Origin of the sequence: Curvibacter gracilis ATCC BAA-807 (assembly GCF_000518645.1) — a bacterium.
Taxonomy (GTDB): Bacteria; Pseudomonadota; Gammaproteobacteria; order Burkholderiales; family Burkholderiaceae_C; genus Curvibacter; species Curvibacter gracilis.
Genome location: NZ_JADZ01000042.1, coordinates 1 through 19,238 on the forward strand (window position 1 = coordinate 1; position 19,238 = coordinate 19,238).

Sequence of the window (19,238 nt, forward strand, 5' to 3'; positions counted from 1 at the left end):
CCCCCCTGGCGCGAGCAGCGCAGGGAACCACGAAGTGGCCCTGACTTCGGGTCGCCTTTCTTTGCTTACTTTCTTTGGCGAAGCAAAGAAAGTGAGGCGGCCGCCGGGCCGCAATCCCGGCCTCCGACCTTCAACAAAGAGCAGAAGTCACAGGGCGCAGCGGCAATCGCGAGCCCAAGCAAGCCCGCCCGATCCCGCCCCCGCTTGCCAGGGCCAAGCCCCGCCCTCACACCCCCCAAGTCACATCATGCCCCTCCCGCTCACTGCGCCGAAGCATGTCAATCAAGGGCGCCACCCGTTGCCGCAGTGACACGCCCTGAGGCCGGGCGGTGTCCTCGTCTTCCTCGGGGTTCTCAGCCCGGGCCTGGGCCGCCAGCGCATCCTCAGCGGCCACGGCGGACTCGAGGGCGCCCACGGCGGCGGCGATCTGGGATGACAGGATGATGCCCTGCGGGCCCGGCGTCTTGCCGATGATCTCCAGCACCCGGCGCCCATTGGGCTCCAGCATGATCAGGTCGGCGGTGGATTTGGACTTGAACTTGTAAAGCATGGTGGTGGCTCTTTCCTTGTGCCGCGCAGCAACGCGGCGGCATGTCAATGCGTTGATTGTCCCCCTGCAAGCACGATCGACGCTCGGGATCACAACGGCCGTGCAGACCGGGTCGATTGTTGCACCCCAGCAACGCCGCAGGGGGTATGCAGACCCGAAAAGCTTGCCGCAACGCAAGCGCACCCACGTTTTCACTTCGCATCAGGTTGAACGCTGATGTGCATTCCAAAAATTTTTGTAAACCTTGGCTGCCTCAAGTTAGCATCCCCAGGCTTTTTGTCGCCAGACAGAGGCACCTGGGAGCACCCGAACCATTCCAACACCAGCATGCCCCGCATGCGCATTCACAAGAGTTCATTCATGGCCTTCAAAATCCCCCATCAACTGACGTTGCTCGCTCTCGCTGGCTCACTGGCCGCCCTGTCCGGCTGCGCCACCATGGAAACCGGCTCGGCCGCCGCGAAGACCGAAGCCACTGGCTCGGCCGGCGGTGCCAACAGCCAGGGCGCCAACAGCAAGCTGCCGCGCTGCGAAGAAACCCTGGGCACGATCGCCATCGTCGAAGACACCAATGCGCCCTGGTATGTGATGCTGACCCAGCAACGCCACCTGGGCCCGACCACCCCGGTGCTCAAGCTGCTGATCCAGCAATCGAACTGCTTCGTGGTGGTGGACCGCGGCCGCGCCATGAACAACATGATGCAAGAGCGCGCCCTGGCCCAGTCGGGTGAGCTGCGCAACAACTCCAACTTCGGCAAGGGTCAGATGGTGTCGGCCGACTACTCGCTGACCCCCTCGATCACCTTCTCGAACAACAACGCCGGCGGCGCAGGTGCCGCCGTGGGCGGCCTGCTGGGCCCGGTGGGCGCGCTGGTGGGTGGCAACATGAGCGCCAAGGAAGCCAGCACCCTGCTGACCCTGGACGACAACCGCTCCAGCGTGCAGATCGCAGCGGCCGAAGGCAGTGCCAAGAACTGGGACTTCGGTGCCTTTGGCGGCATTCTGGGCGCCGGCTTCGGCGGCCTGGGCGGAGGCTACACCAACACCGCCGAAGGCAAGGTGATCGTGGCCGCCTTCCTCGATTCGTACGCCAACATCGTCAAGGCCGTGCAGAACTACAAGGCCCAGACGGTCAAGGGCGGCCTGGGCACCGGCGGGCGCCTGAACGTGGACGGCGGCGTCAACCCCAATGCACCGGCCGCCAAGGCCGCCCCTGCCGCCGGCACCGGCATGAGCGTGCTGGCCGCCCAGCAAAAGCTCAATGACCTGGGTTTCAGCGTCGGCAAGCCCGATGGCTCCATGGGCCCGCGCACCAAGCGTGAGCTGGCCAAGTTCCAGAAGTCGCGCCAGCTGCCGACCACCGGCGAACTGGACGCCGCCACTCAAGCCGAGCTGAGCAAGTAAGCGCGGCCTGCGCGACGCGCCACAACGGGCGCCTGAGCTGTTCCGACACCGGAACGGGCCAGGCGCCTGTTTTTTGGGCGCGCCGGGCCCGGCACGCATGCTGTAATCCGGCCATGCGCGTGCCCGCCCCTCCAACCTCACCCCTCTTGTCAGTGCGCGTGCTGTGGCGCGCCTGGCTGGCCGCCCTGCTGCTGGGGGGCCTGACGGGCTGCAGCCACCTGGGCTATTACTGGCAATCGGTGAGCGGCCATGTGCAGCTGATGCGGGCGGCACGCCCCATCCCCGACTGGCTGGCCGACCCGGCCACGCCGCCCCTGCTCAAGACCCGGCTGGCGTCGGCACAGGCCTTGCGCGACTACGCGGTGCGCCAGCTGGGCCTGCCCGACAACGCCAGCTACCACCGCTATGCCGACCTGCACCGCAGCGCGGTGATCTGGAACGTGACGGCCGCCCCGCCCGATGCCCTGACGCTGCACACCTGGTGCTTCCCGGTCACGGGCTGCATCGGCTACCGCGGCTATTTCGATGTGCAGGCGGCCCGCGCCGAAGCCGCCGGGTTGCGCGAGCAGGGGCTGGAGACCCATGTCTACGGTGTGCCGGCCTACTCGACGCTGGGCTGGCTCAACTGGGCCGGGGGCGACCCGCTGCTCAACACCTTCATCCACTACCCCGAGGGCGAACTGGCGCGGCTGATCTTCCACGAACTGGCGCACCAGGTGGTCTACCTGAACGGGGACACCTCTTTCAACGAATCATTTGCCACCGCGGTCGAGCTGATCGGCGTGCGCCAATGGCTGGCCCAGGCCGCCAGCCCGGCGGCACGCCAGGCCTATGCCCAGAGCGAGTCCTTGCGCCTGGGCTTTCGCGACCTCACCCGCGCCACCCGGGCCCGGCTGGAGGCGGTGTATGCCCAGGCGCGCGCGCCCGGCAGCCCCCCTGACGGGCTGACGCGGCAGAAAGCCGAGGTCATGGCCGATTTCCGGCGCCAGTACGCCGCGCTGCGCAGCCAATGGACCATCGACCCGACGCGGCAGGCCGGTTACGACCAGTGGGTGGCCAACGCCAACAACGCGGCCTTCGGCGCCCTGGCCGCCTACGACGCCCTGGTGCCGGGCTTCGAGGCCCTGTACGAGCAGCAACGCGCGCGCCAGCCCGAACAGGCCTGGCCGCTCTTCTACGAAGCGGTGCGGCAGTTGGCCCGCCTGCCCGAAGCGGAGCGCCTGCGCCGCCTGCAGCCCCCGGCACCGGTATCATCGGCCGGCCCATCCACCCCCTCTGCCGGAGATTGAACTTGCCCGACATCCACATCCACCGCGAACACGAACTGGGCCTGAGCGGCGCCCGCGAGGTGGCCACAGGCTGGGCCGAAAAGGCCGAACGCAAGCTGGACATGAGCTGCCGCTACGAAGAGGGCGAGGCCGAAGACGTGCTGCACTTCAGCCGGGCCGGTGCGCAGGGCACGCTGCGCGTGAACGCTGAGCGCTTTGAGCTGCAGGCCACGCTGGGTTTTCTGCTGGGCTCGTTCAAGGACCAGATCGAACAGGAAATCGGGCGCCAGCTCGATGAGCTGATCGGGCAGCAGCGCGCCGCCTGAGCCCGGAGCGCACCCGCAGCCCACGGCGGCAGGCACGCCCCATGCTTGCGTGGTGGGCATGCCTTGTCTCCCCCCCACCCTGCTGCGGCCCCAGCCGCTGAGTGCCTCGGCGTTTGCCCCTTTTGGTGCCGTGCTGGAGGGCTTTGGCACCCCGCCTGCGCAGGCACGCCCCATCAATGACCACAGCTACTGGCGTCTGGATCTGCCGCTGAACCTGCAGTTCGAGCAAGCCGGCGGTCAGGCCGGCCTGGCCATCTACCGCGCCGATGCGCGGCGCTTTCCCCTGCCGGTGGACGTGCTGGAGCGCCACACCCTGGCCAGCCAGAGCTTCATCCCGCTGGAGGGGGCGCGCTTTGTCGTGGTGGTGGCCCGGCCCAACGCCCTGCCAGGGCCGGACGACGTGCAGGCCTTCATCAGCAACGGCCGCCAGGGCGTGCTGCTGCACCCCGGCACCTGGCACCACGCCCTGCTGGCCGTGGACGCGGGCAGCTTCGTGGTGCTGGAGCGGCACACCCCGGCCGGCGCCCCCATCGACTGCGAGCTGAGCACGCTGGCCGAGACCCTGCTGCTGAGCCTGGACTGAACCCGGGCCCGGTCCGCCTGGGGGGCTGCTCAGGCCCTCAGGGGCTCAGTTGCGCCAGCCTGCAACTGGGCCCACTCGCGCCGGTAGCGACGCAACCAGTCGCGGCATTCGTCGGCCGGCATGGGGCGTGCGAACAAGTAGCCCTGCAAGGTGTCGCAACCCCGTTCGGTCAGGAAGCGCTGCTGGGCTTCGGTCTCCACGCCCTCGGCCACGCAATGCAGGCCCAGGTCCTTGGCCATGGACAGGGTGGCGCGGGTGATGGCTTCGTCCTCCACATCGCCGGGCAGATCGGCCACGAAGGATTTGTCGAGCTTGATGCGCGAGATCGGCAGGCGCTTGAGGTAGCCCAGGCTGGAGTAGCCGGTGCCGAAATCGTCGAGCGCAAAGGTCAGGCCCATGTCGGCCAGTTCGCGCAGGCGGTTGTCCAGGTCTTTCAGGGGCTGCATCAGCAGCGTTTCGGTGATCTCCAGCTCGATGCGCGCCGGGTTCACACCGCTGGCACTCAAGGCTTGGCGCACCGTGTCGATGAAGCCCGACTTGCGGAACTGCATGGGCGAGATGTTGATGGCCATCATCAGATCGGTCTCGCCCAGGTGGGTCCAGTCCTGCAACTGGCGGCAGGCCTGGTGCAGCACCCAGGCCCCCAGAGGCTCGATCAGGCCGCAGTCCTCGGCCACCGGGATGAAGCGGTCGGGCGGGATCAGGCCTTCATCAGGATGGCGCCAGCGCACCAGGGCCTCGACCCCGGCGACACGGCCGCTGGCGGCGTCGATCTGCGGCTGATAGACCAGGAACAGCTCGTCACGCTCCAGCGCACGGCGCAGGTTGTTCTCCAGGAACATGCGGCGCGACACGCGTGCGTTCATTTCCTTCACGAAGAACTGGTAGCCATTGCGCCCGGCATCCTTGGCCACGTACATCGCCGTGTCGGCGTGCTTGAGCAGGTGGTCCAGGGTGTCGCCGTCCTGCGGGTAGCAGGCGATGCCGATGCTGGCCGACAGGTTGATCTCATGCCCCTGGATGTACAGCGGCGCCTGCAGGGCGCGGCGCAGGCGCTCGGCCACCTGGGCCGCCTCGTCGGGGCCTTGCAACTGGGGCAGCAGGGCCACGAACTCGTCGCCCCCGATGCGTGCCAGCATGTGGTGGCTTTCCAGGCAGGGCTGCAGGCGCTGCGAGACGGCCTGCAGCAACTCGTCGCCCAGCGCATGGCCCAGGGTGTCGTTGATGTGCTTGAAATGGTCCAGGTCCAGGAACAGCACGGCCAGCGCCTGCTGCGACTGCAGGGCCTGCTGCAACTCGGCCTGGCCACGGCTGACCCACTGGCTGCGGTTGGGCAGGCCGGTGAGGCTGTCGTAATGCGCCAGCGCCGCCAGCTCGAGCGTGCGCTGCTCGACCAGGGCCTGGGTGCGGCGCGTCTGCCCGGTGATGACCAGCAGGAAGGCGCCCAACAGACCCACGCACAGCAGGCTCAGGGCCACCATGGCCCAGGCGCTGAGGTCGCGCGCCTGGTTCAGGAAGCCCACATTGGCTCGCACCAGCAGCACCCATTCCCGGCCACCGAACTGCAAGGGCAGTTGAACCGTCATCGGGGCGCGGGCCCATTCGGCCGCATCGCAGCCGCTCGGGCCGGCCAGGCGCCGGTTGCCCACGGCGGCCTGCGAGTCGATCAGGCAGCTCTCGGGCCGTGCGCCGGAGTCGGCCGTGCCCAGCGCCTGCAACACGTCGTCCATGCGGAACACCGCCGACACCACGCCCTTGAGCACAGTGCTGTGGGGCTGGAACACGGCCTGGTACATCACCACGCCGCGCTGCTCGCCCACCTCCTGCACCAGGCGGATGCCCTCGCTCACGCGCGGCTGGCCCGTGGTTCGGGTGCCGGCCACCGAGTCGGCGGTGGCCGGCAGCACGGCCACATCCAGGCCCAGCGCCTGGGCATTGCTCGCCAGGGGCTCGATCAGGGTGATGGGCAGGTAGCTGTCGCGCAGGGCCGCGGCAAAGGTCTCGCCCTTGGCCGAGCGGCCCTTGATGGGCCAGCGCCCGGCCTCATAGGCCGCCCGGTCGGCCTGCTGCACCAGGGGACTCCAGCCGAAGTTCTGCGTGCCGCCATAGCGGTCCAGCCAGTGCCGCACGGTGATCGAGAAATCCGTCTGGGCCTCGGTCTGGGGCACCTCGGGCGCGGTGCGGCTGATCTGCATCACGCGGGCAATGGCCTGCACGCTGTCGTTTTGCGCATCCAGGCGGCGCTGCAAAAGCCCGCCCTGCTCCTGGGCGTACTGGTTGAGCTGACTGCGGATGCGCTGCTCCTCCCAGTTCTTGGTCTCGTACACCACCGCCCCGACCACCAACAGGGCCAACAGCAAGGGCATGGCCACACTGAGGCGACGCGAGCGCCAGGCCGCCTTGGGCTGCCCCAGGAACACCAGCAGCAGCGGCAAGCCCAGCACGGCGCCCACGGCATCGCCCAGCCACCAGGTCCACCAACTGAAAAGGGCTTCGCTGGCAGGAATCAGGTCCGACAACACCAGCATCGGCACCGACAGGCTGGCATTGAGCAGCGTGCTCAAGGGCCCCACGACCAACAACAGAAGGGTGACGCGCTGCGGCGTCTCGACCGGATCGGGGTAGCCCACCCAGCGCCGCGCCAGCCAGGCGCCCAGATACGCCTGCAACGCAGCCCCCAGGGGGGACATCAGCATGGTCCAGGACACCCCACCTTCGAGCCCAGCCTGCTGCCCCGCCATCCACTGCACCGCCAGCGAGCCCAGCGCCACGCCCGGCAGGGCCCAGGCCCCCTGGGTCAGGGCCATGCCCAGGGCCACGCCCGCCGGCAGGAACATCAGCGACACATAGTCGGGCGGGATGCAGATCTGCAGGGAAAGCCAGCCCGTGGCGGCATAAAGCGCTGCGGTCCAGAGCGCCGGCAGCAGCTTGGATTTCAGATCAACGGGCACTTGTTATGGGCTTGCGGTGGGTATGGGCCTGCATCCTAACGGGTTGCGGAGGGTGAATTGGTGATGTTGGTCAATTCTGAGATCCAGCGGAGCACGCACCACTGGAGGCTGCCCACCGCCGCAACACGCTCTAAGATGCGCGCATGATCCTTCCATCGCGCTTCTGGGCCGACCTGAGTGCCCGTGATTTTGCCCACCTGCAGGCCAGTGGCGAGGCGGCCGAGGTGGTGGCGGTGCTGCCGGTGGCGGCCATCGAGCAGCATGGCCCGCACCTGCCGCTGAGCGTGGACACGGCCCTGGTCGAGGGCATTGTGGCGGCCTGCCTGCCCCACCTGAGTGCCACCCTGCCGGCCCTGTTCCTGCCCACCCAGGCGGTGGGCCTGAGCCCTGAGCACCAGCGCTTTGCCGGCACGCTGACGCTGTCGCCCGAGACGGTGATCCGGCTGTGGGTGGAGTTGGGCGAGTGCGTGGCCCGCGCCGGGGTGCGCAAACTGCTGCTGTTCAACAGCCACGGCGGGCAGGTGAGTGTGCTCGACATCGTGGCGCGCGAGCTGCGCAGCCGCTGCAACCTGATCGTCTACGGCAGCAGCTGGTTCAACCTGCCACTGCCGCCCGAGCTGGAGGCCCGTTTCGGGCCTGAGGAGCACCGCTTCGGCATCCATGCCGGCGACATCGAGACCTCGATGATGCTGGCGCTGCAGCCAGACCGGGTGGACATGGCCCAGGCCAAGGCCTTTCACAGCAGCTCACAGGACCGGGCCGCACGCTACACCCTGCTGGGCAACGGGCGCAGCGCCAAGCTGGGCTGGCAGATGCAGGACTACAACCCCGCCGGTGCCGCCGGCAATGCCGCCGCCGCCACGGCCGAAAAAGGCCACGCCCTGATCGACGCCGCCGCCCGCCAACTGGCCCTGCTGCTGCAAGAAATCGCCGCGCTGCCCCTGAGCACCCTGGTGGACAAACCCCAGTTTTAAGTGAGGCAGCCACCAGGCCCTCTTTGAGCTCCAGCAGGCTTACAACGAAGGAGTCAGCCCGGCGCCGGGCCTGCCTGCGCAGGGCTGGACAGGGCGAAGAGCGTTCGCGTCTCGCGGCCGCACGTGGGAGTGACACGAACTCAACGAGCCGTAGGGCCCCCTTCTGAATTCAGCCGGCTCGAAACGAAGAGGTCAGCCCGCCGCCCGGCCGCCCGAAGGCGGGCTGCGGCCCCCTTGGGGGGCAGGGAGTGACACGAAGTGCACGACCGTGGGGGCCTCAGTCCTCCATCCCCACCGGATGGCGCGCCAGCCACTCGCACAGCACATCAAAAGGCATGGGTCGGGCGTACAGATAGCCCTGCGCCTCGTCGCAGCCCAGGTCGCGCAGGATGGCCACCTGGCGCTCGGTCTCCACGCCCTCGGCCAGCACCTTCATGCCCAGCTGATGGCCCAGCGGCACGATCATGCGCGCAATGCGGGCACCGGGGCGTTCGGTCTCGAGCAGTTCCACGAAGGCGCGGTCGATCTTGAGCCGATCGGCCGGCAGCTGGTCCAGGTAGGACAGCGAGGAGAAGCCGGTGCCGAAATCATCGATGGCCACCGCCACCTGCCGGCTGCGGATCTCGCGCATCACGGCGGCCACCCGCTCCATGCCCACCATCGAGACCGACTCGGTGATCTCGAGCTCCAGGCAGTCCGGGGCGATCTGCTTGTCCTGCAGGGCCTCGTCCAGGGTCTGCAGGAAGTCGGGCTGGCCGAACTGCACCGCCGACACGTTGACCGCCATGCGCAGCGGGCGCCAACCCAGCTGGTGCAGCCGCCCCAGATCGCTGAGGGCGGTGCGCAGCACCCAGGTGCCCAGGCCCACGATCAGGCCCGAACGCTCGGCCACCGGGATGAAGCGGTCGGGCGGCACCAGCGAGCCGTCCTCGGCGCGCCAACGCATCAGGGCTTCCACCCCGAGCACCGCGCCGGTGAGCAGCGAGACCTGGGGCTGGTAGACCACGAACAGGCGATCATGGTCGAAGGCCCGGTGCAGGCCATGCAGCAAGCGGGTGCGCTCTTTCGAGTCGGCCCCCAGCGCGGCCGAGTAGTACTCGATGCGGCCCTGGCCTGCGGCCTTGGCGCGCTTCATGGCGATCGAGGCGTCCTTGAGCAGCTCGCTGCCGTTGAGGGCCGGCACCTCGGCGCAGCGCACCAGGCTCATCGACACCGACAGGCGCCGGTTGATCTCCTCGACCTGGAAGGGCTGGTCGAACAAGGTGCGCAACTCATCCGGGTTGACCACACCTTCGTGGCCCACCACCGCGAAGGTGTTGCCGGCCACCCGGGCGATGTAGCAGCGGCTGACCAAGGCCTGCGTCAGCCGCTGGGCAATGGCGCCCAGCAGCAGGTCGCCGTAGCGGTGGCCGAACATGTCGTTGGTCTCGGCAAACTGGTCCACATCGATCAGGGCCAGCACCAGGTCTTGCAGCTCGCCGGCCGCCACCTGCTCGTCCAGGTGCTGGACCAGGGCCGTGCGGTTGGGGATGCCCAGCATGCGATCGACAAAGGCCACGTTGCGCAGCCGCATGAACAGCGACACGTTGGACGCACACAGGGCGATGTTGGTGCAGAACACCTCCAGCAGGTGCGCATCGACCTCGCGCAGCGGCTCGGCTGCGGCCACGTAGGCGGCAAAGTCCTGCCCGTCGCGGCCCGAGAAGAACAGGGTCAGGCTGCGCTGCGCCACCAGGCTGCGGCGCTCGGCCAGGCCCTGGCTGAGCTGCTGCACGATCTCGGGGTCGGTGATCTCGCCCAGGCGCTTCTGGATCAGGTGCCGGTAAGGGCCGGCCGCCGCGATCACCACGTAGTCTGCGGCCTGGCCGGCGCCCGGGGCGGGGTCGGTGCTGGCGCACACCAGGCCTTCGGGCTGGACCCCGATCAGGCTGGCGATCTGGGTGATCACCCCCTCGGCAAAGGTCTGCAGGCCCTGCTCGGCCATGAACTGGTTGCTGGCGGCGACGATCTTCTCCAGCCCGCGGCGGCTGGCGTCGAGGCGGCACAGCTGGTCGTAGCAACGCACGGCGGCGGTCAGGGTGGCGTACAGCTTGGCCCGGGTGAGCTCGCTCTTGGTCTTGTAGTCGTTGATGTCGTAGCGCCGGATGGTCTCGATCTCGGGCGCCTGCCCGGGTTGGCCGGTGCGCAGGATGATGCGGGTGTTGTGCAGGCCCAGGCCGTTGCGGATGTTGTCCACCATCGCCAGGCCGGCGTGCTCGGTCTCCATCACCACATCGAGCAGGATCACCGCCACATCGTGCTCGTGGCGCAGCAGCATCAGGCCCTCGGCGCTGGAGTAGGCGTGCAGCAGTTCCACCGGGCGGCCCACCAGCTCCAGGCCACGCAAGGCGTAGCCGGTGCTGTCGTGCACATCGCGGTCATCGTCCACCACCAGCACCCGCCACGGCGGCAGCGCCGGCGAACCAGGCGGGTGCGGTGGCGCCTCGGGCTGGTCGGGCTCCTGCAGAAAAGGAATCAGTGCATCTGATGACATGGGCTACCTGTTGAAGGGCCAAGGCCGCGCGAGCAGTCCCTGAACCTTGCAGTTCAACAACCAACCGCCTTGTATCGATGACTATAAAGTAACTATTGTGAAATCTTGTCGCGGGGTTTTCCGGGGGCGGCCACCAGAAAATCGGCCAGCAGCTGCACCCCCTCATCCACCGCGCCCTCGGGCGTGGCCACCAGCAGGCGACGCCGTGCCCAAGGGTCGGCCAGGGGCCGCCAGGCCAGCTTCATGGCCCGCACGATGGGCAGCGAGGCGGCCTTGGGCAGCACCGCCAGCCCCAGGCCCGAGGCCACCATGTGGCACACCGCATCAAAGCTGCGCACCTGCATGCGCAGGCGCAAGGGTTTGTTGACGGCCAACGCCGCCTGCTGCTGCTGTTGCAGCATGGCGGCACCGGCCGCCAGGCTGATCCATTGCTCATCGAGCAGGCTGGCAAAGGCCACGGGCTGGCGGGCGGGCGTACCGGTGGCCACGGCATGGCGCGCCGGCAGCACCAGGATCAGCTCGTCGTCGCGGAAATGCCGGGTGCTCAGGCCGCTGGTGTCGGGCCCCTCCACGAACACCGCCAGGTCGGCCCGCCCCTCGCGCAGGGTGCGGACCACGGTGTCGGACACCTGCTCCTCCAGATCCACCCGCACCTGGGGGTGCAAGTCGCCAAAACGCGCCAGCAGCGCCGGCAGGAACTGGTTGATGGCGGCGGTGCTGGCGCACAGCCGGATGTGGCGTGCAATGCCCTGGCGCAGATCGCCCAGCTCGCGGGTGAGCTGATCCAGGGTCTGCAGCAGGCTCAGGCCATGCTTCACGAACAGGCGCCCGGCGGGGGTGGGGGTGAGGCCCTTGGCATGGCGCTCGAACAAGGGCCCGCCGGTGGCGTCTTCCAGCTCACGCAGGCGCCGGCTGGCGGCGGCCAGCGCCAGATGGCCCTCGCGCGCCGCCGCGGTCAGACTGCCGCTGTGCGCGCAGGCCACGGCCAGGCGGATCGAGATCAGGTCAAAACGGGCCAGGTTGTAGGCCAGGGACATGGTGGGCTCCGGGCAGGCGGCAGGGGCAGCCAAACCGGGGATCTGAACCGGCACCACGACAGGGCTGCATGCACTGTTGCGGACCAGGCGACCCTCGGAATGGCATCAAAACGTTGGCATGTTACTTGCGTTTTGCTGCATTCAATCTTGACTGGTTAGCAGGAGCACTCCATGAATCGCTTGGTAAACCGTTTCCCCCTGGCCTGGCTGCGCGCCCCCGCCGTGCTGACGCTGCTGGCGGCCTCGCTGGCCGCCACCGGCAGCCAGGCGCAAGAGAAGGTGTTGCGCATCGCCATGACGGCCGGCGACATCCCGCGCACGCTGGGCCAGCCTGACCAGGGCTTTGAAGGCAACCGCTTCACCGGCATCCCCATGTACGACTCGCTCACGCAGTGGGACCTGTCCAAGGCCGATGCGCCCAGCGTGCTGATCCCGGCCCTGGCGCTGAGCTGGGCGGTGGACGCCAAGGACAAGACCAAATGGGTGTTCAAGCTGCGCAGCGGCGTGAAGTTCCATGACGGCAGCCCCTTCAATGCCGACGCCGTGGTGTGGAACGTGCGCAAGGTGCTCGACAAGGAGGCGCCGCAGTTCGACGCCAGCCAGGTCGGCGTGACGGCCTCGCGCATGCCCACGCTGAAATCGGCGCGCAAGATCGACGAGCACACGGTGGAGCTGATCACCAGCGAGCCCGACTCGTTTCTGCCGATCAACCTGAGCAACCTGTTCATGGCCTCGCCCAGCCACTGGGAGGCCAAGCTCAAGGCGGTGCCCGCCAGCGTGAGCGAGCCGGCCGAGCGCAGCAAGCAGGCCTGGGCCGCGTTTGCTGCCGACGCCTCGGGCACCGGCCCCTTCCACATGACCCGCTTCGTGCCGCGCGAGCGCCTGGAGCTGGCCGCCAACAAGGGCTACTGGGACCCCAAGCGCACGCCCAAGATCGACAAGGTGGTGATGCTGCCCATGCCCGAGGCCAATGCCCGCACCGCGGCCCTGCTGTCGGGCCAGGTGGACTGGATCGAGGCCCCGGCGCCCGACGCCATGGACCAGATCAAGCAGCGCGGCTTCAAGCTCTACAGCAATGCCCAGCCACATGTGTGGCCCTGGCAGTTGTCGTTTGCCGAGGGCTCGCCCTGGCTGGACAAGCGTGTGCGCCAGGCCGCCAACCTGTGCGTGGACCGTGAAGGCCTCAAGCAGATGCTGGGCGGCATGATGGCCATCCCGAAGGGCACGGTTCCCCCGGGCCACCCCTGGTGGGGCAACCCGGCGTTCGACATCAAGTACGACGTCAAGGCCGCCCAGGCGCTGATGGGCCAGGCCGGCTTCTCGGCCGCCAAGCCGGTGAAGGTGAAGGTGCAGATCTCGGCCTCGGGCTCGGGCCAGATGCAGCCGCTGCCCATGAACGAGTTCGTGCAGCAGTCGCTCAAGCAGTGCTACTTTGACGTGCAGTTCGACGTGATCGAGTGGAACACCTTGTTCACCAACTGGCGCAAGGGCAGCAAGGACCCCTCGGCCAACGGCAGCAACGCGATCAACGTGAGCTTTGCCGCCATGGACCCCTTCTTTGCCATGGTGCGCTTCGTCAGCACCAAGACCTTCCCGCCGGTGTCCAACAACTGGGGCTATTTCGGCAATGCCGAGATCGACAAGCTGGTGGCCGATGCCCGCACCAGCTTCGACGACAAGGCCCGCGACGCCGCCCTGGCCAAGCTGCATGCCCGCATCGTCGACGAGGCCCCGTTCGTGTGGATCGCCCATGACGTGGGCCCGCGCGCCCTGTCGGCCAAGGTGAAGAACGTGGTGCAGCCGCGCAGCTGGTTCATCGACATCGCCACCATGACGATGGACTGAGCCCCACCCACGCAACCACAGCCCACGCCACCAGAGCCCCGCCATGTTCACCTACCTGCTGCGTCGCCTGAGCTACGCCCTGCCCATCATGCTGGGCGTGTCACTGGTGTGTTTTGCCCTGGTGCACCTGGCGCCGGGCGATCCGCTGGTGTCCATCCTGCCGCCCGACGCCTCGGCCGAGCTGGCGGCGCAGATGCGCCAGCTCTACGGCTTCGACCGCAGCTACCCCGAGCAGTTCGGGCTGTGGCTTTGGCGGGCCGCCCAGGGTGACCTGGGCACCTCGATCGCCACCGGCCGGCCGGTGGCGGCCGAGGTGATGAAGGCCGTGGGCAACACCTTGCGCCTGGCCGTGGTGGCCACCGCCATCGGCTTTGTGCTGGGCAGCCTGTTCGGCTTTGTGGCGGGCTTCTTCCGCAACTCCTGGGTCGACAAGCTGGCCTCGCTGCTGTCGGTGCTGGGCGTGAGCGTGCCGCACTACTGGCTGGGCATGGTGATGGTGATCATCTTCTCGTCGAGCCTGATGTGGCTGCCCGCCACCGGCGCCGGCCCCTCGGGCTCGGAGGGCTGGGCCTGGGACTGGGAGCACCTGCAGTTCCTGGTGCTGCCGGCCGTGACCATGTCGGTGATCCCGATGGGCATCATCTCGCGCACGGTGCGCGCCCTGGTGGCCGAGATCCTGGAGCAGGAGTTCATCGTCGGCCTGCGCGCCCGCGGCCTGACCCAGCTGGGCGTGTTCCGCCACCTGCTGAAGAACGCCGCCCCCACCGCGCTGGCGGTGATGGGCCTGCAGCTGGGCTACCTGCTGGGCGGCTCGATCCTGATCGAGACCGTGTTCTCCTGGCCCGGCACGGGCTTTCTGCTGAACTCGGCCATCTTCCAGCGCGACCTGCCGCTGCTGCAGGGAACCATCCTGGTGCTGGCCCTGTTCTTCGTGCTGCTGAACCTGATCGTGGACCTGCTGCAAACCCTGCTCGACCCGCGCATTGCGCGGGCCTGATTCCTTGCCCCCCAGCCCCTGAAGGAAGCCCCATGTCTTCGACCCTGGCCCCCCGCCGGCGCGCGCTGCCCGTGACAGTGCAGCCATCCCCGGGCTACTGGCAATCGGTGCTGCACCGGCTGCTGCGCGACCGCGTGGCCATGGCCGCCGGTGCGGTCGTGCTGCTGCTGTTGCTGATGGCCGCCCTGGGCCCCTGGATCACCCCGGCCGATCCCTATGCGGCCTCGATGCTCAAGCGGCTCAAGCCCATCGGCACCCCGGGCTTTGTGCTGGGCACCGACGAGCTGGGGCGCGACCTGATGTCGCGCCTGATGATCGGCGCACGCCTGTCGCTGTTCATGGGCCTGGCCCCGGTGCTGTGCGCCTTTGTGTTCGGCTCGCTGATCGGGCTGGTGGCGGGCTATGCCGGCGGGCCGCTGAACACCGTGATCATGCGCACCATCGACGTGTTCTATGCCTTCCCTTCGGTGCTGCTGGCGATTGCGCTGTCGGGGGCGCTGGGCGCGGGCATCCTGAACTCGCTGGTGGCCCTGACCGTGGTCTTCGTGCCCCAGATCGCCCGCGTGGCCGAGGCCGTGACCACCCAGGTGCGCAACCGCGATTACGTGGACGCGGCCCGCGCCTCGGGGGCCAGCGCCTTCACCATCGTGCGTGTGCACGTGCTGGGCAATGTGCTGGGGCCGATCTTCGTGTACTCGACCAGCCTGATCTCGGTGTCGATGATCCTGGCCAGCGGCCTGAGCTTTCTGGGCCTGGGCGTGAAGCCGCCCGAGCCCGAGTGGGGCCTGATGCTGAACACCCTGCGCACCGCCATCTACACCCAGCCCGCCGTGGCGGCGCTGCCGGGGGTGATGATCTTCATCACCTCGGTGAGCTTCAACCTGCTGTCGGACGGCCTGCGTTCGGCCATGGACAACAAGGGGGCCGCATGAGCACCTGGCATTCACTCCCCAAGACCGGGGCAGAAGCCCCGCTGAGCGTGGTGGACGTGGGCGGCCCGGCCCAGCCGCTGCTGACCATCCGCGGCCTGATCAAGCACTTTCCCCTCAAGGGCGGCCTGCTGGGACGCCGACGCGGCGAGGTGCGCGCCGTCGACGGCGTGAGCTTCGAGGTGCTCAAGGGCGAGACCCTGGGCGTGGTGGGCGAATCGGGCTGCGGCAAGTCGACCACCGCCCGGCTGTTGATGCAGTTGCTTGAACCCACCGCCGGCCAGATCGTGTTCGATGGCCGCACCGTGGGCAGCCGCGATCTGCCGCTCAAGGAGTTCCGCCGCCAGGTGCAGATGGTGTTCCAGGACAGCTACGCCTCGCTCAACCCGCGCCTGACCCTGGAAGACTCGATCGCCTTCGGGCCCCGGGTGCACGGCGTGCCGGCCGCCGAGGCCATGAGCCGGGCGCACGACCTGCTGGCCCGCGTGGGCCTGGAGCCGGCGCGCTTTGCCGGGCGCTACCCGCATGAGCTCTCGGGTGGCCAGCGCCAGCGCGTCAACATCGCGCGTGCCCTGGCGCTGCGCCCGCGCCTGCTGATCCTGGACGAAGCCGTGTCGGCCCTGGACAAGTCGGTGGAGAGCCAGGTGCTCAACCTGCTGCTGGACCTGAAGGCCGAGTTCGGCCTGACCTATGTCTTCATCAGCCACGACCTGAACGTGGTGCGCTACATGAGCGACCGGGTGCTGGTGATGTACCTGGGCGAGGTGGTGGAAGTGGGCCCGGCCGGCGCCTTGTTCGACGATCCGGCCCACCCCTACACCCGGGCCCTGCTGTCGTCCGTGCCCTCGATGGACCCGGACCACCGCACCGAGGCCCCGGCCCTGAGCGGCGACCCACCCAACCCGATCGACCCGCCGGGCGGCTGCCGTTTTCACCCGCGCTGCCCGATGGCCGCGCCGGCCTGCGCCCGCCAGGTGCCCGAACGCAGCAGCGTGAGCCCGCTGCACGAGGTGCGCTGCCTGGTGCATGAGCGCGGCAGCGAGCACCCGAAGGCCCCGAACCGCTCGCTGCACGACCCGAGCAATCTGCTGCGCCCTCAAAACGCCCAGGAGGCCCTGGCATGAACAGCCCCCAACCTGCTTCCGCGCCGCTGGTGCAGATCGAAGACCTGTGCGTGACCTTCACCGGCGGCAAGCTGCCGGTGCAGGCCGTCAGCGGCGTGACGCTGAACGTGGCCCGCGGCCAGGTGATGGCCTTGATCGGCGAGTCGGGCTCGGGCAAGAGCGTGACCCTGCGCACCCTGCTGCGCCTGCACACCGAGCGGCGCACCCAGATGCGCGGCAAGGTGCTGGTGGACGGGCGCGATGTGCTGGCGCTGAGCCCGCGCGAGCTCAACGACTACCGAGGCAAGACCACCTCGATGATCTTCCAGGAGCCGCTGCTGGCGCTCGACCCGGTGTACCCCCTGGGCCAGCAGATCGTCGAAGCCATCCGCCGCCACGAGCCGGTGAGCCGCGCCGAGGCCGAGCGCCGCGCCCTGGCCCTGTTCGAGCAGGTGCGCATCCCCAGCCCGGCACGCCGCCTGCTGGCCTACCCGCACGAGATGTCGGGCGGCATGCGCCAGCGCGCCATGATCGCCCTGGCCCTGGCCTGCAAGCCCCAGGTGCTGCTGGCCGACGAACCCACCACCGCACTCGATGCCACGGTGCAGATCCAGATCCTGCTGCTGCTGCGCGAGCTGCAGCGCGAACTGGGCCTGTCGGTGATCTTCGTCACCCACGACATCGGCGCGGCCGTCGAGGTGGCCGACCGCGTGGCCGTGATGTATGGCGGGCGCATTGTCGAAGAGGGCTCGGTGCGCGAGCTGATCCGCGCCCCCCGCCACCCCTACACCCAGGCCCTGCTGGGCAGCCGCTCGCACGGGGCCATGGTGCCCGGCCAGCGCCTGCAGACCATCAGCGGCTCGCCCCCCGACCTGGCCCGCCTGCCCCCGGGCTGCTCGTTTGCCGAGCGCTGCCCGCGAGCCAGCGACCTGTGCCGCAGCAGCCAGCCCCCGGTGGAGGCGGTGAGTGCCGACCATGCGGTACGCTGCTTCCAGTGGCAGGTGCCCGAGCGTGACACGGCCCCATCCGAACAACCCGTTGGAGACACCCATGCCCCTGCATGACCCCGCGCACGCCTTTGTGCCCTACCCCGACGCCCCCGTGCCGCATGCCGGCACCGGGCCCCTGTCGGGCCTGCGCTTTGGCGTGAAAGACCTGTTCGACGTGGCCGGCTACCCCACCGGCGGCGGCAACCCCATCGTGCTGGCCCTGTCGGGCCTGAAGACCCGCACCGCCCCCACGGTGCAGCGCCTGCTGGACGCCGGCGCCGCCTTTGCCGGCAAGACCGTCACCGACGAACTGGCCTTCTCCATGAACGGCAACAACGCGCACTTCGGCGCGCCCCTCAACGGCGCGGCGCCGGATCGCATCACCGGCGGCTCGTCCTCGGGCTCGGCCTCGGCCGTGTCTTCGCGCCTGGTCGACTTTGCCCTGGGCACCGACACCGGGGGCTCGGTGCGCGCCCCGGCCAGCCACTGCGGGCTGTACGGCCTGCGCCCCAGCCATGGCCGCATCTCGCTGGCCGGCGCCCTGGACCTGGCGCCCAGCTTCGACACCTGCGGCTTCTTTGCGCGCGACGCACTGACCTTCTCGCGCGTGGCCGAGGTGCTGCTGGGCGAGGACCGTGTGGCCCTGCCGGCACGCCCCCGCCTGCTGCAACCCACCGACCTGTGGGCCTTTGCCCAGCCGGCCGCCGTGTCCGCCGTGCAACCGGTGCTGGCGCAGGCCGAGGGCCTGTGGGGGCCGGCGCCGGCTTGCACGGTGATGCTGGACTCGTTCGAAGCCATGTACTGGAACTTCCGCTACATCCAGGGCCGCGAGGCCTGGATGACCGATGGCCCGCTGATCGAACGCTACGCCCCGCCCCTGGGCCCGGGCGTGGCCGAGCGCTTTGCCTGGTCGCGCCAGGTGACAGATGCCCAGGTGGCGCAGGCCGAGAGCTTCCGCCGCCGCTTCCAGGCCCACATGCAGACCCTGCTGGGGAGCGACGGCGTGCTGCTGCTGCCCACCATGCCCGACGTGGCCCCCCTGCGCAGCGAGCCCGAGTCGGCCCTGGAGGACTACCGCAACCGCGCCATCCACATGCTGTGCGTGGCCGGCCTGGGTGGCCTGCCCCAGGTCTCGCTGCCGCTGGCCCGCCAGACCCAGGCCGACGCCCCGCTGGGCGTGTCGCTGATCGGGCCGGTGGGCTCGGACGCCTCGCTGATCAGGCTGGGGGTGGCGCTGGCCGGGTGAGCTGGGCCAACAGGCCGTCACAAGCCTCTTCGATCAAGTCGAGCACCTGCTCGAAGCCAGCGGCACCGCCCTCATAGGGGTCAGGTACTTCAACCCGCCCCTGCTGCGGCCCGTACTCGGTCAGCAGGTGCAGCTTGGACTGATGTTGCGCCGGACAGGCCTGACGCAGGCGCGCCAGATTGGCCCGGTCCATGGCCAGAATCAGATCGTGACGGGCAAAGTCGGCCGGGGCGACCTGGCGGGCGCGCTGCCCGGCCATGTCGTATCCACGCCGGGCGGCATGCGCCTGTGAGCGCGGATCCGGCGCACTGCCCACGTGGTAGGCGTGGGTGCCTGCAGAATCCACCTGAACCTGCGACGCCAGGCCCAGGGCCAATACCTTGTGGCGCATCACGCTCTCCGCCGTCGGGCTGCGGCAGATGTTGCCCATGCAGACAAAAAGCAGTGACAGGGGGTGGTTTTCGCTTGGCATGCAGCGAATTGTGCCGTGTGCGGCACTCACC

At 69.0% G+C, this 19,238-nt stretch carries 16 protein-coding genes; 11 read left to right on the top strand and 5 right to left on the bottom strand.

Annotation, left to right across the window (positions count from 1 at the left end; genetic code table 11):
* Window positions 1–226: 226 nt before the first annotated feature.
* Complete coding sequence (locus tag L880_RS0123530; RefSeq protein ID WP_027477747.1) at window positions 227–550, bottom strand: DUF1840 domain-containing protein; 324 nt, start codon at window positions 548–550, stop codon at window positions 227–229.
* Between the two features lie 360 nt (window positions 551–910).
* On the opposite strand from L880_RS0123530, the gene L880_RS0123535 reads away from it, so the two are divergent.
* From L880_RS0123535 to L880_RS0123550, 4 genes are all read left to right on the top strand, one after another.
* Entirely contained in the window at window positions 911–1,954 is a 1,044-nt protein-coding gene (locus tag L880_RS0123535) for a peptidoglycan-binding protein (RefSeq protein ID WP_027477748.1), read from the top strand.
* A 113-nt stretch (window positions 1,955–2,067) separates the two neighbouring features.
* On the top strand, window positions 2,068–3,243 hold the full coding sequence (locus tag L880_RS33335; protein WP_425389208.1) for an aminopeptidase: 1,176 nt from the start codon (window positions 2,068–2,070) through the stop codon (window positions 3,241–3,243).
* A 2-nt stretch (window positions 3,244–3,245) separates the two neighbouring features.
* Window positions 3,246–3,548 carry a polyhydroxyalkanoic acid system family protein gene (locus L880_RS0123545; RefSeq protein WP_027477749.1) on the top strand — a complete coding sequence of 101 codons (303 nt, stop codon included), beginning with the start codon at window positions 3,246–3,248 and terminating at the stop codon, window positions 3,546–3,548.
* Between the two features lie 58 nt (window positions 3,549–3,606).
* Window positions 3,607–4,131 carry an ureidoglycolate lyase gene (locus L880_RS0123550; RefSeq protein ID WP_043330415.1) on the top strand — a complete coding sequence of 175 codons (525 nt, stop codon included), beginning with the start codon at window positions 3,607–3,609 and terminating at the stop codon, window positions 4,129–4,131.
* Window positions 4,132–4,160: 29 nt separating this feature from the next.
* Here the strand turns inward: L880_RS0123550 and L880_RS33340 are convergent, their stop codons facing one another.
* Window positions 4,161–7,082 carry a bifunctional diguanylate cyclase/phosphodiesterase gene (locus L880_RS33340; RefSeq protein ID WP_051443551.1) on the bottom strand — a complete coding sequence of 974 codons (2,922 nt, stop codon included), beginning with the start codon at window positions 7,080–7,082 and terminating at the stop codon, window positions 4,161–4,163.
* A gap of 143 nt (window positions 7,083–7,225) precedes the next feature.
* Here L880_RS33340 and L880_RS0123560 point away from each other — a divergent pair, with 143 nt between their 5' ends.
* On the top strand, window positions 7,226–8,056 hold the full coding sequence (locus tag L880_RS0123560) for a creatininase family protein (RefSeq protein WP_027477751.1): 831 nt from the start codon (window positions 7,226–7,228) through the stop codon (window positions 8,054–8,056).
* Between the two features lie 277 nt (window positions 8,057–8,333).
* Here the strand turns inward: L880_RS0123560 and L880_RS0123565 are convergent, their stop codons facing one another.
* Both L880_RS0123565 and L880_RS0123570 read right to left on the bottom strand, forming a co-directional pair.
* A complete protein-coding gene (locus L880_RS0123565; RefSeq protein WP_027477752.1) occupies window positions 8,334–10,589 on the bottom strand; it encodes a putative bifunctional diguanylate cyclase/phosphodiesterase in 2,256 nt (751 codons plus the stop codon).
* Between the two features lie 92 nt (window positions 10,590–10,681).
* Entirely contained in the window at window positions 10,682–11,626 is a 945-nt protein-coding gene (locus L880_RS0123570) for a LysR family transcriptional regulator (RefSeq protein WP_027477753.1), read from the bottom strand.
* 171 nt (window positions 11,627–11,797) lie between these two features.
* Here L880_RS0123570 and L880_RS0123575 point away from each other — a divergent pair, with 171 nt between their 5' ends.
* Genes L880_RS0123575 through L880_RS0123600 form a run of 6 tightly spaced genes read left to right on the top strand, consistent with a single transcriptional unit; the run spans window position 11,798 to window position 18,735 of the window.
* Window positions 11,798–13,471 (top strand): ABC transporter substrate-binding protein, encoded by a 1,674-nt coding sequence (locus L880_RS0123575; RefSeq protein WP_043330416.1) that lies wholly within the window; start codon window positions 11,798–11,800, stop codon window positions 13,469–13,471.
* Between the two features lie 43 nt (window positions 13,472–13,514).
* Window positions 13,515–14,468 (top strand): ABC transporter permease, encoded by a 954-nt coding sequence (locus L880_RS0123580; RefSeq protein WP_027477755.1) that lies wholly within the window; start codon window positions 13,515–13,517, stop codon window positions 14,466–14,468.
* Between the two features lie 32 nt (window positions 14,469–14,500).
* Complete coding sequence (locus L880_RS0123585; protein ID WP_027477756.1) at window positions 14,501–15,400, top strand: ABC transporter permease; 900 nt, start codon at window positions 14,501–14,503, stop codon at window positions 15,398–15,400.
* On the top strand, window positions 15,397–16,521 hold the full coding sequence (locus L880_RS0123590) for an ABC transporter ATP-binding protein (RefSeq protein WP_027477757.1): 1,125 nt from the start codon (window positions 15,397–15,399) through the stop codon (window positions 16,519–16,521). The genes L880_RS0123585 and L880_RS0123590 overlap by 4 nt, the downstream gene beginning before the upstream one ends.
* On the top strand, window positions 16,518–17,564 hold the full coding sequence (locus L880_RS33345) for an ABC transporter ATP-binding protein (RefSeq protein ID WP_043330419.1): 1,047 nt from the start codon (window positions 16,518–16,520) through the stop codon (window positions 17,562–17,564). The genes L880_RS0123590 and L880_RS33345 overlap by 4 nt, the downstream gene beginning before the upstream one ends.
* Window positions 17,551–18,735 carry an amidase gene (locus L880_RS0123600; protein WP_027477758.1) on the top strand — a complete coding sequence of 395 codons (1,185 nt, stop codon included), beginning with the start codon at window positions 17,551–17,553 and terminating at the stop codon, window positions 18,733–18,735. Before L880_RS33345 ends, L880_RS0123600 begins: the two co-directional genes overlap by 14 nt.
* Here L880_RS0123600 and L880_RS0123605 read toward each other — a convergent pair.
* Entirely contained in the window at window positions 18,707–19,165 is a 459-nt protein-coding gene (locus L880_RS0123605) for a low molecular weight protein-tyrosine-phosphatase (protein WP_084461602.1), read from the bottom strand. The genes L880_RS0123600 and L880_RS0123605 overlap by 29 nt on opposite strands.
* Window positions 19,166–19,238: the final 73 nt, after the last annotated feature.

What these genes read in the sequence shown, in the direction of transcription:
- L880_RS0123530 (WP_027477747.1), bottom strand. Translation starts at nt 550, where the DNA reads ATGCTTTACAAGTTCAAGTCCAAATCCACCGCCGACCTGATCATGCTG.
- L880_RS0123535 (WP_027477748.1), top strand. Translation starts at nt 911, where the DNA reads ATGGCCTTCAAAATCCCCCATCAACTGACGTTGCTCGCTCTCGCTGGC.
- L880_RS33335 (WP_425389208.1), top strand. Translation starts at nt 2,068, where the DNA reads ATGCGCGTGCCCGCCCCTCCAACCTCACCCCTCTTGTCAGTGCGCGTG.
- L880_RS0123550 (WP_043330415.1), top strand. Translation starts at nt 3,607, where the DNA reads ATGCCTTGTCTCCCCCCCACCCTGCTGCGGCCCCAGCCGCTGAGTGCC.
- L880_RS0123560 (WP_027477751.1), top strand. Translation starts at nt 7,226, where the DNA reads ATGATCCTTCCATCGCGCTTCTGGGCCGACCTGAGTGCCCGTGATTTT.
- L880_RS0123565 (WP_027477752.1), bottom strand. Translation starts at nt 10,589, where the DNA reads ATGTCATCAGATGCACTGATTCCTTTTCTGCAGGAGCCCGACCAGCCC.
- L880_RS0123570 (WP_027477753.1), bottom strand. Translation starts at nt 11,626, where the DNA reads ATGTCCCTGGCCTACAACCTGGCCCGTTTTGACCTGATCTCGATCCGC.
- L880_RS0123575 (WP_043330416.1), top strand. Translation starts at nt 11,798, where the DNA reads ATGAATCGCTTGGTAAACCGTTTCCCCCTGGCCTGGCTGCGCGCCCCC.
- L880_RS0123580 (WP_027477755.1), top strand. Translation starts at nt 13,515, where the DNA reads ATGTTCACCTACCTGCTGCGTCGCCTGAGCTACGCCCTGCCCATCATG.
- L880_RS0123585 (WP_027477756.1), top strand. Translation starts at nt 14,501, where the DNA reads ATGTCTTCGACCCTGGCCCCCCGCCGGCGCGCGCTGCCCGTGACAGTG.
- L880_RS0123590 (WP_027477757.1), top strand. Translation starts at nt 15,397, where the DNA reads ATGAGCACCTGGCATTCACTCCCCAAGACCGGGGCAGAAGCCCCGCTG.
- L880_RS33345 (WP_043330419.1), top strand. Translation starts at nt 16,518, where the DNA reads ATGAACAGCCCCCAACCTGCTTCCGCGCCGCTGGTGCAGATCGAAGAC.
- L880_RS0123600 (WP_027477758.1), top strand. Translation starts at nt 17,551, where the DNA reads ATGCCCCTGCATGACCCCGCGCACGCCTTTGTGCCCTACCCCGACGCC.
- L880_RS0123605 (WP_084461602.1), bottom strand. Translation starts at nt 19,165, where the DNA reads ATGGGCAACATCTGCCGCAGCCCGACGGCGGAGAGCGTGATGCGCCAC.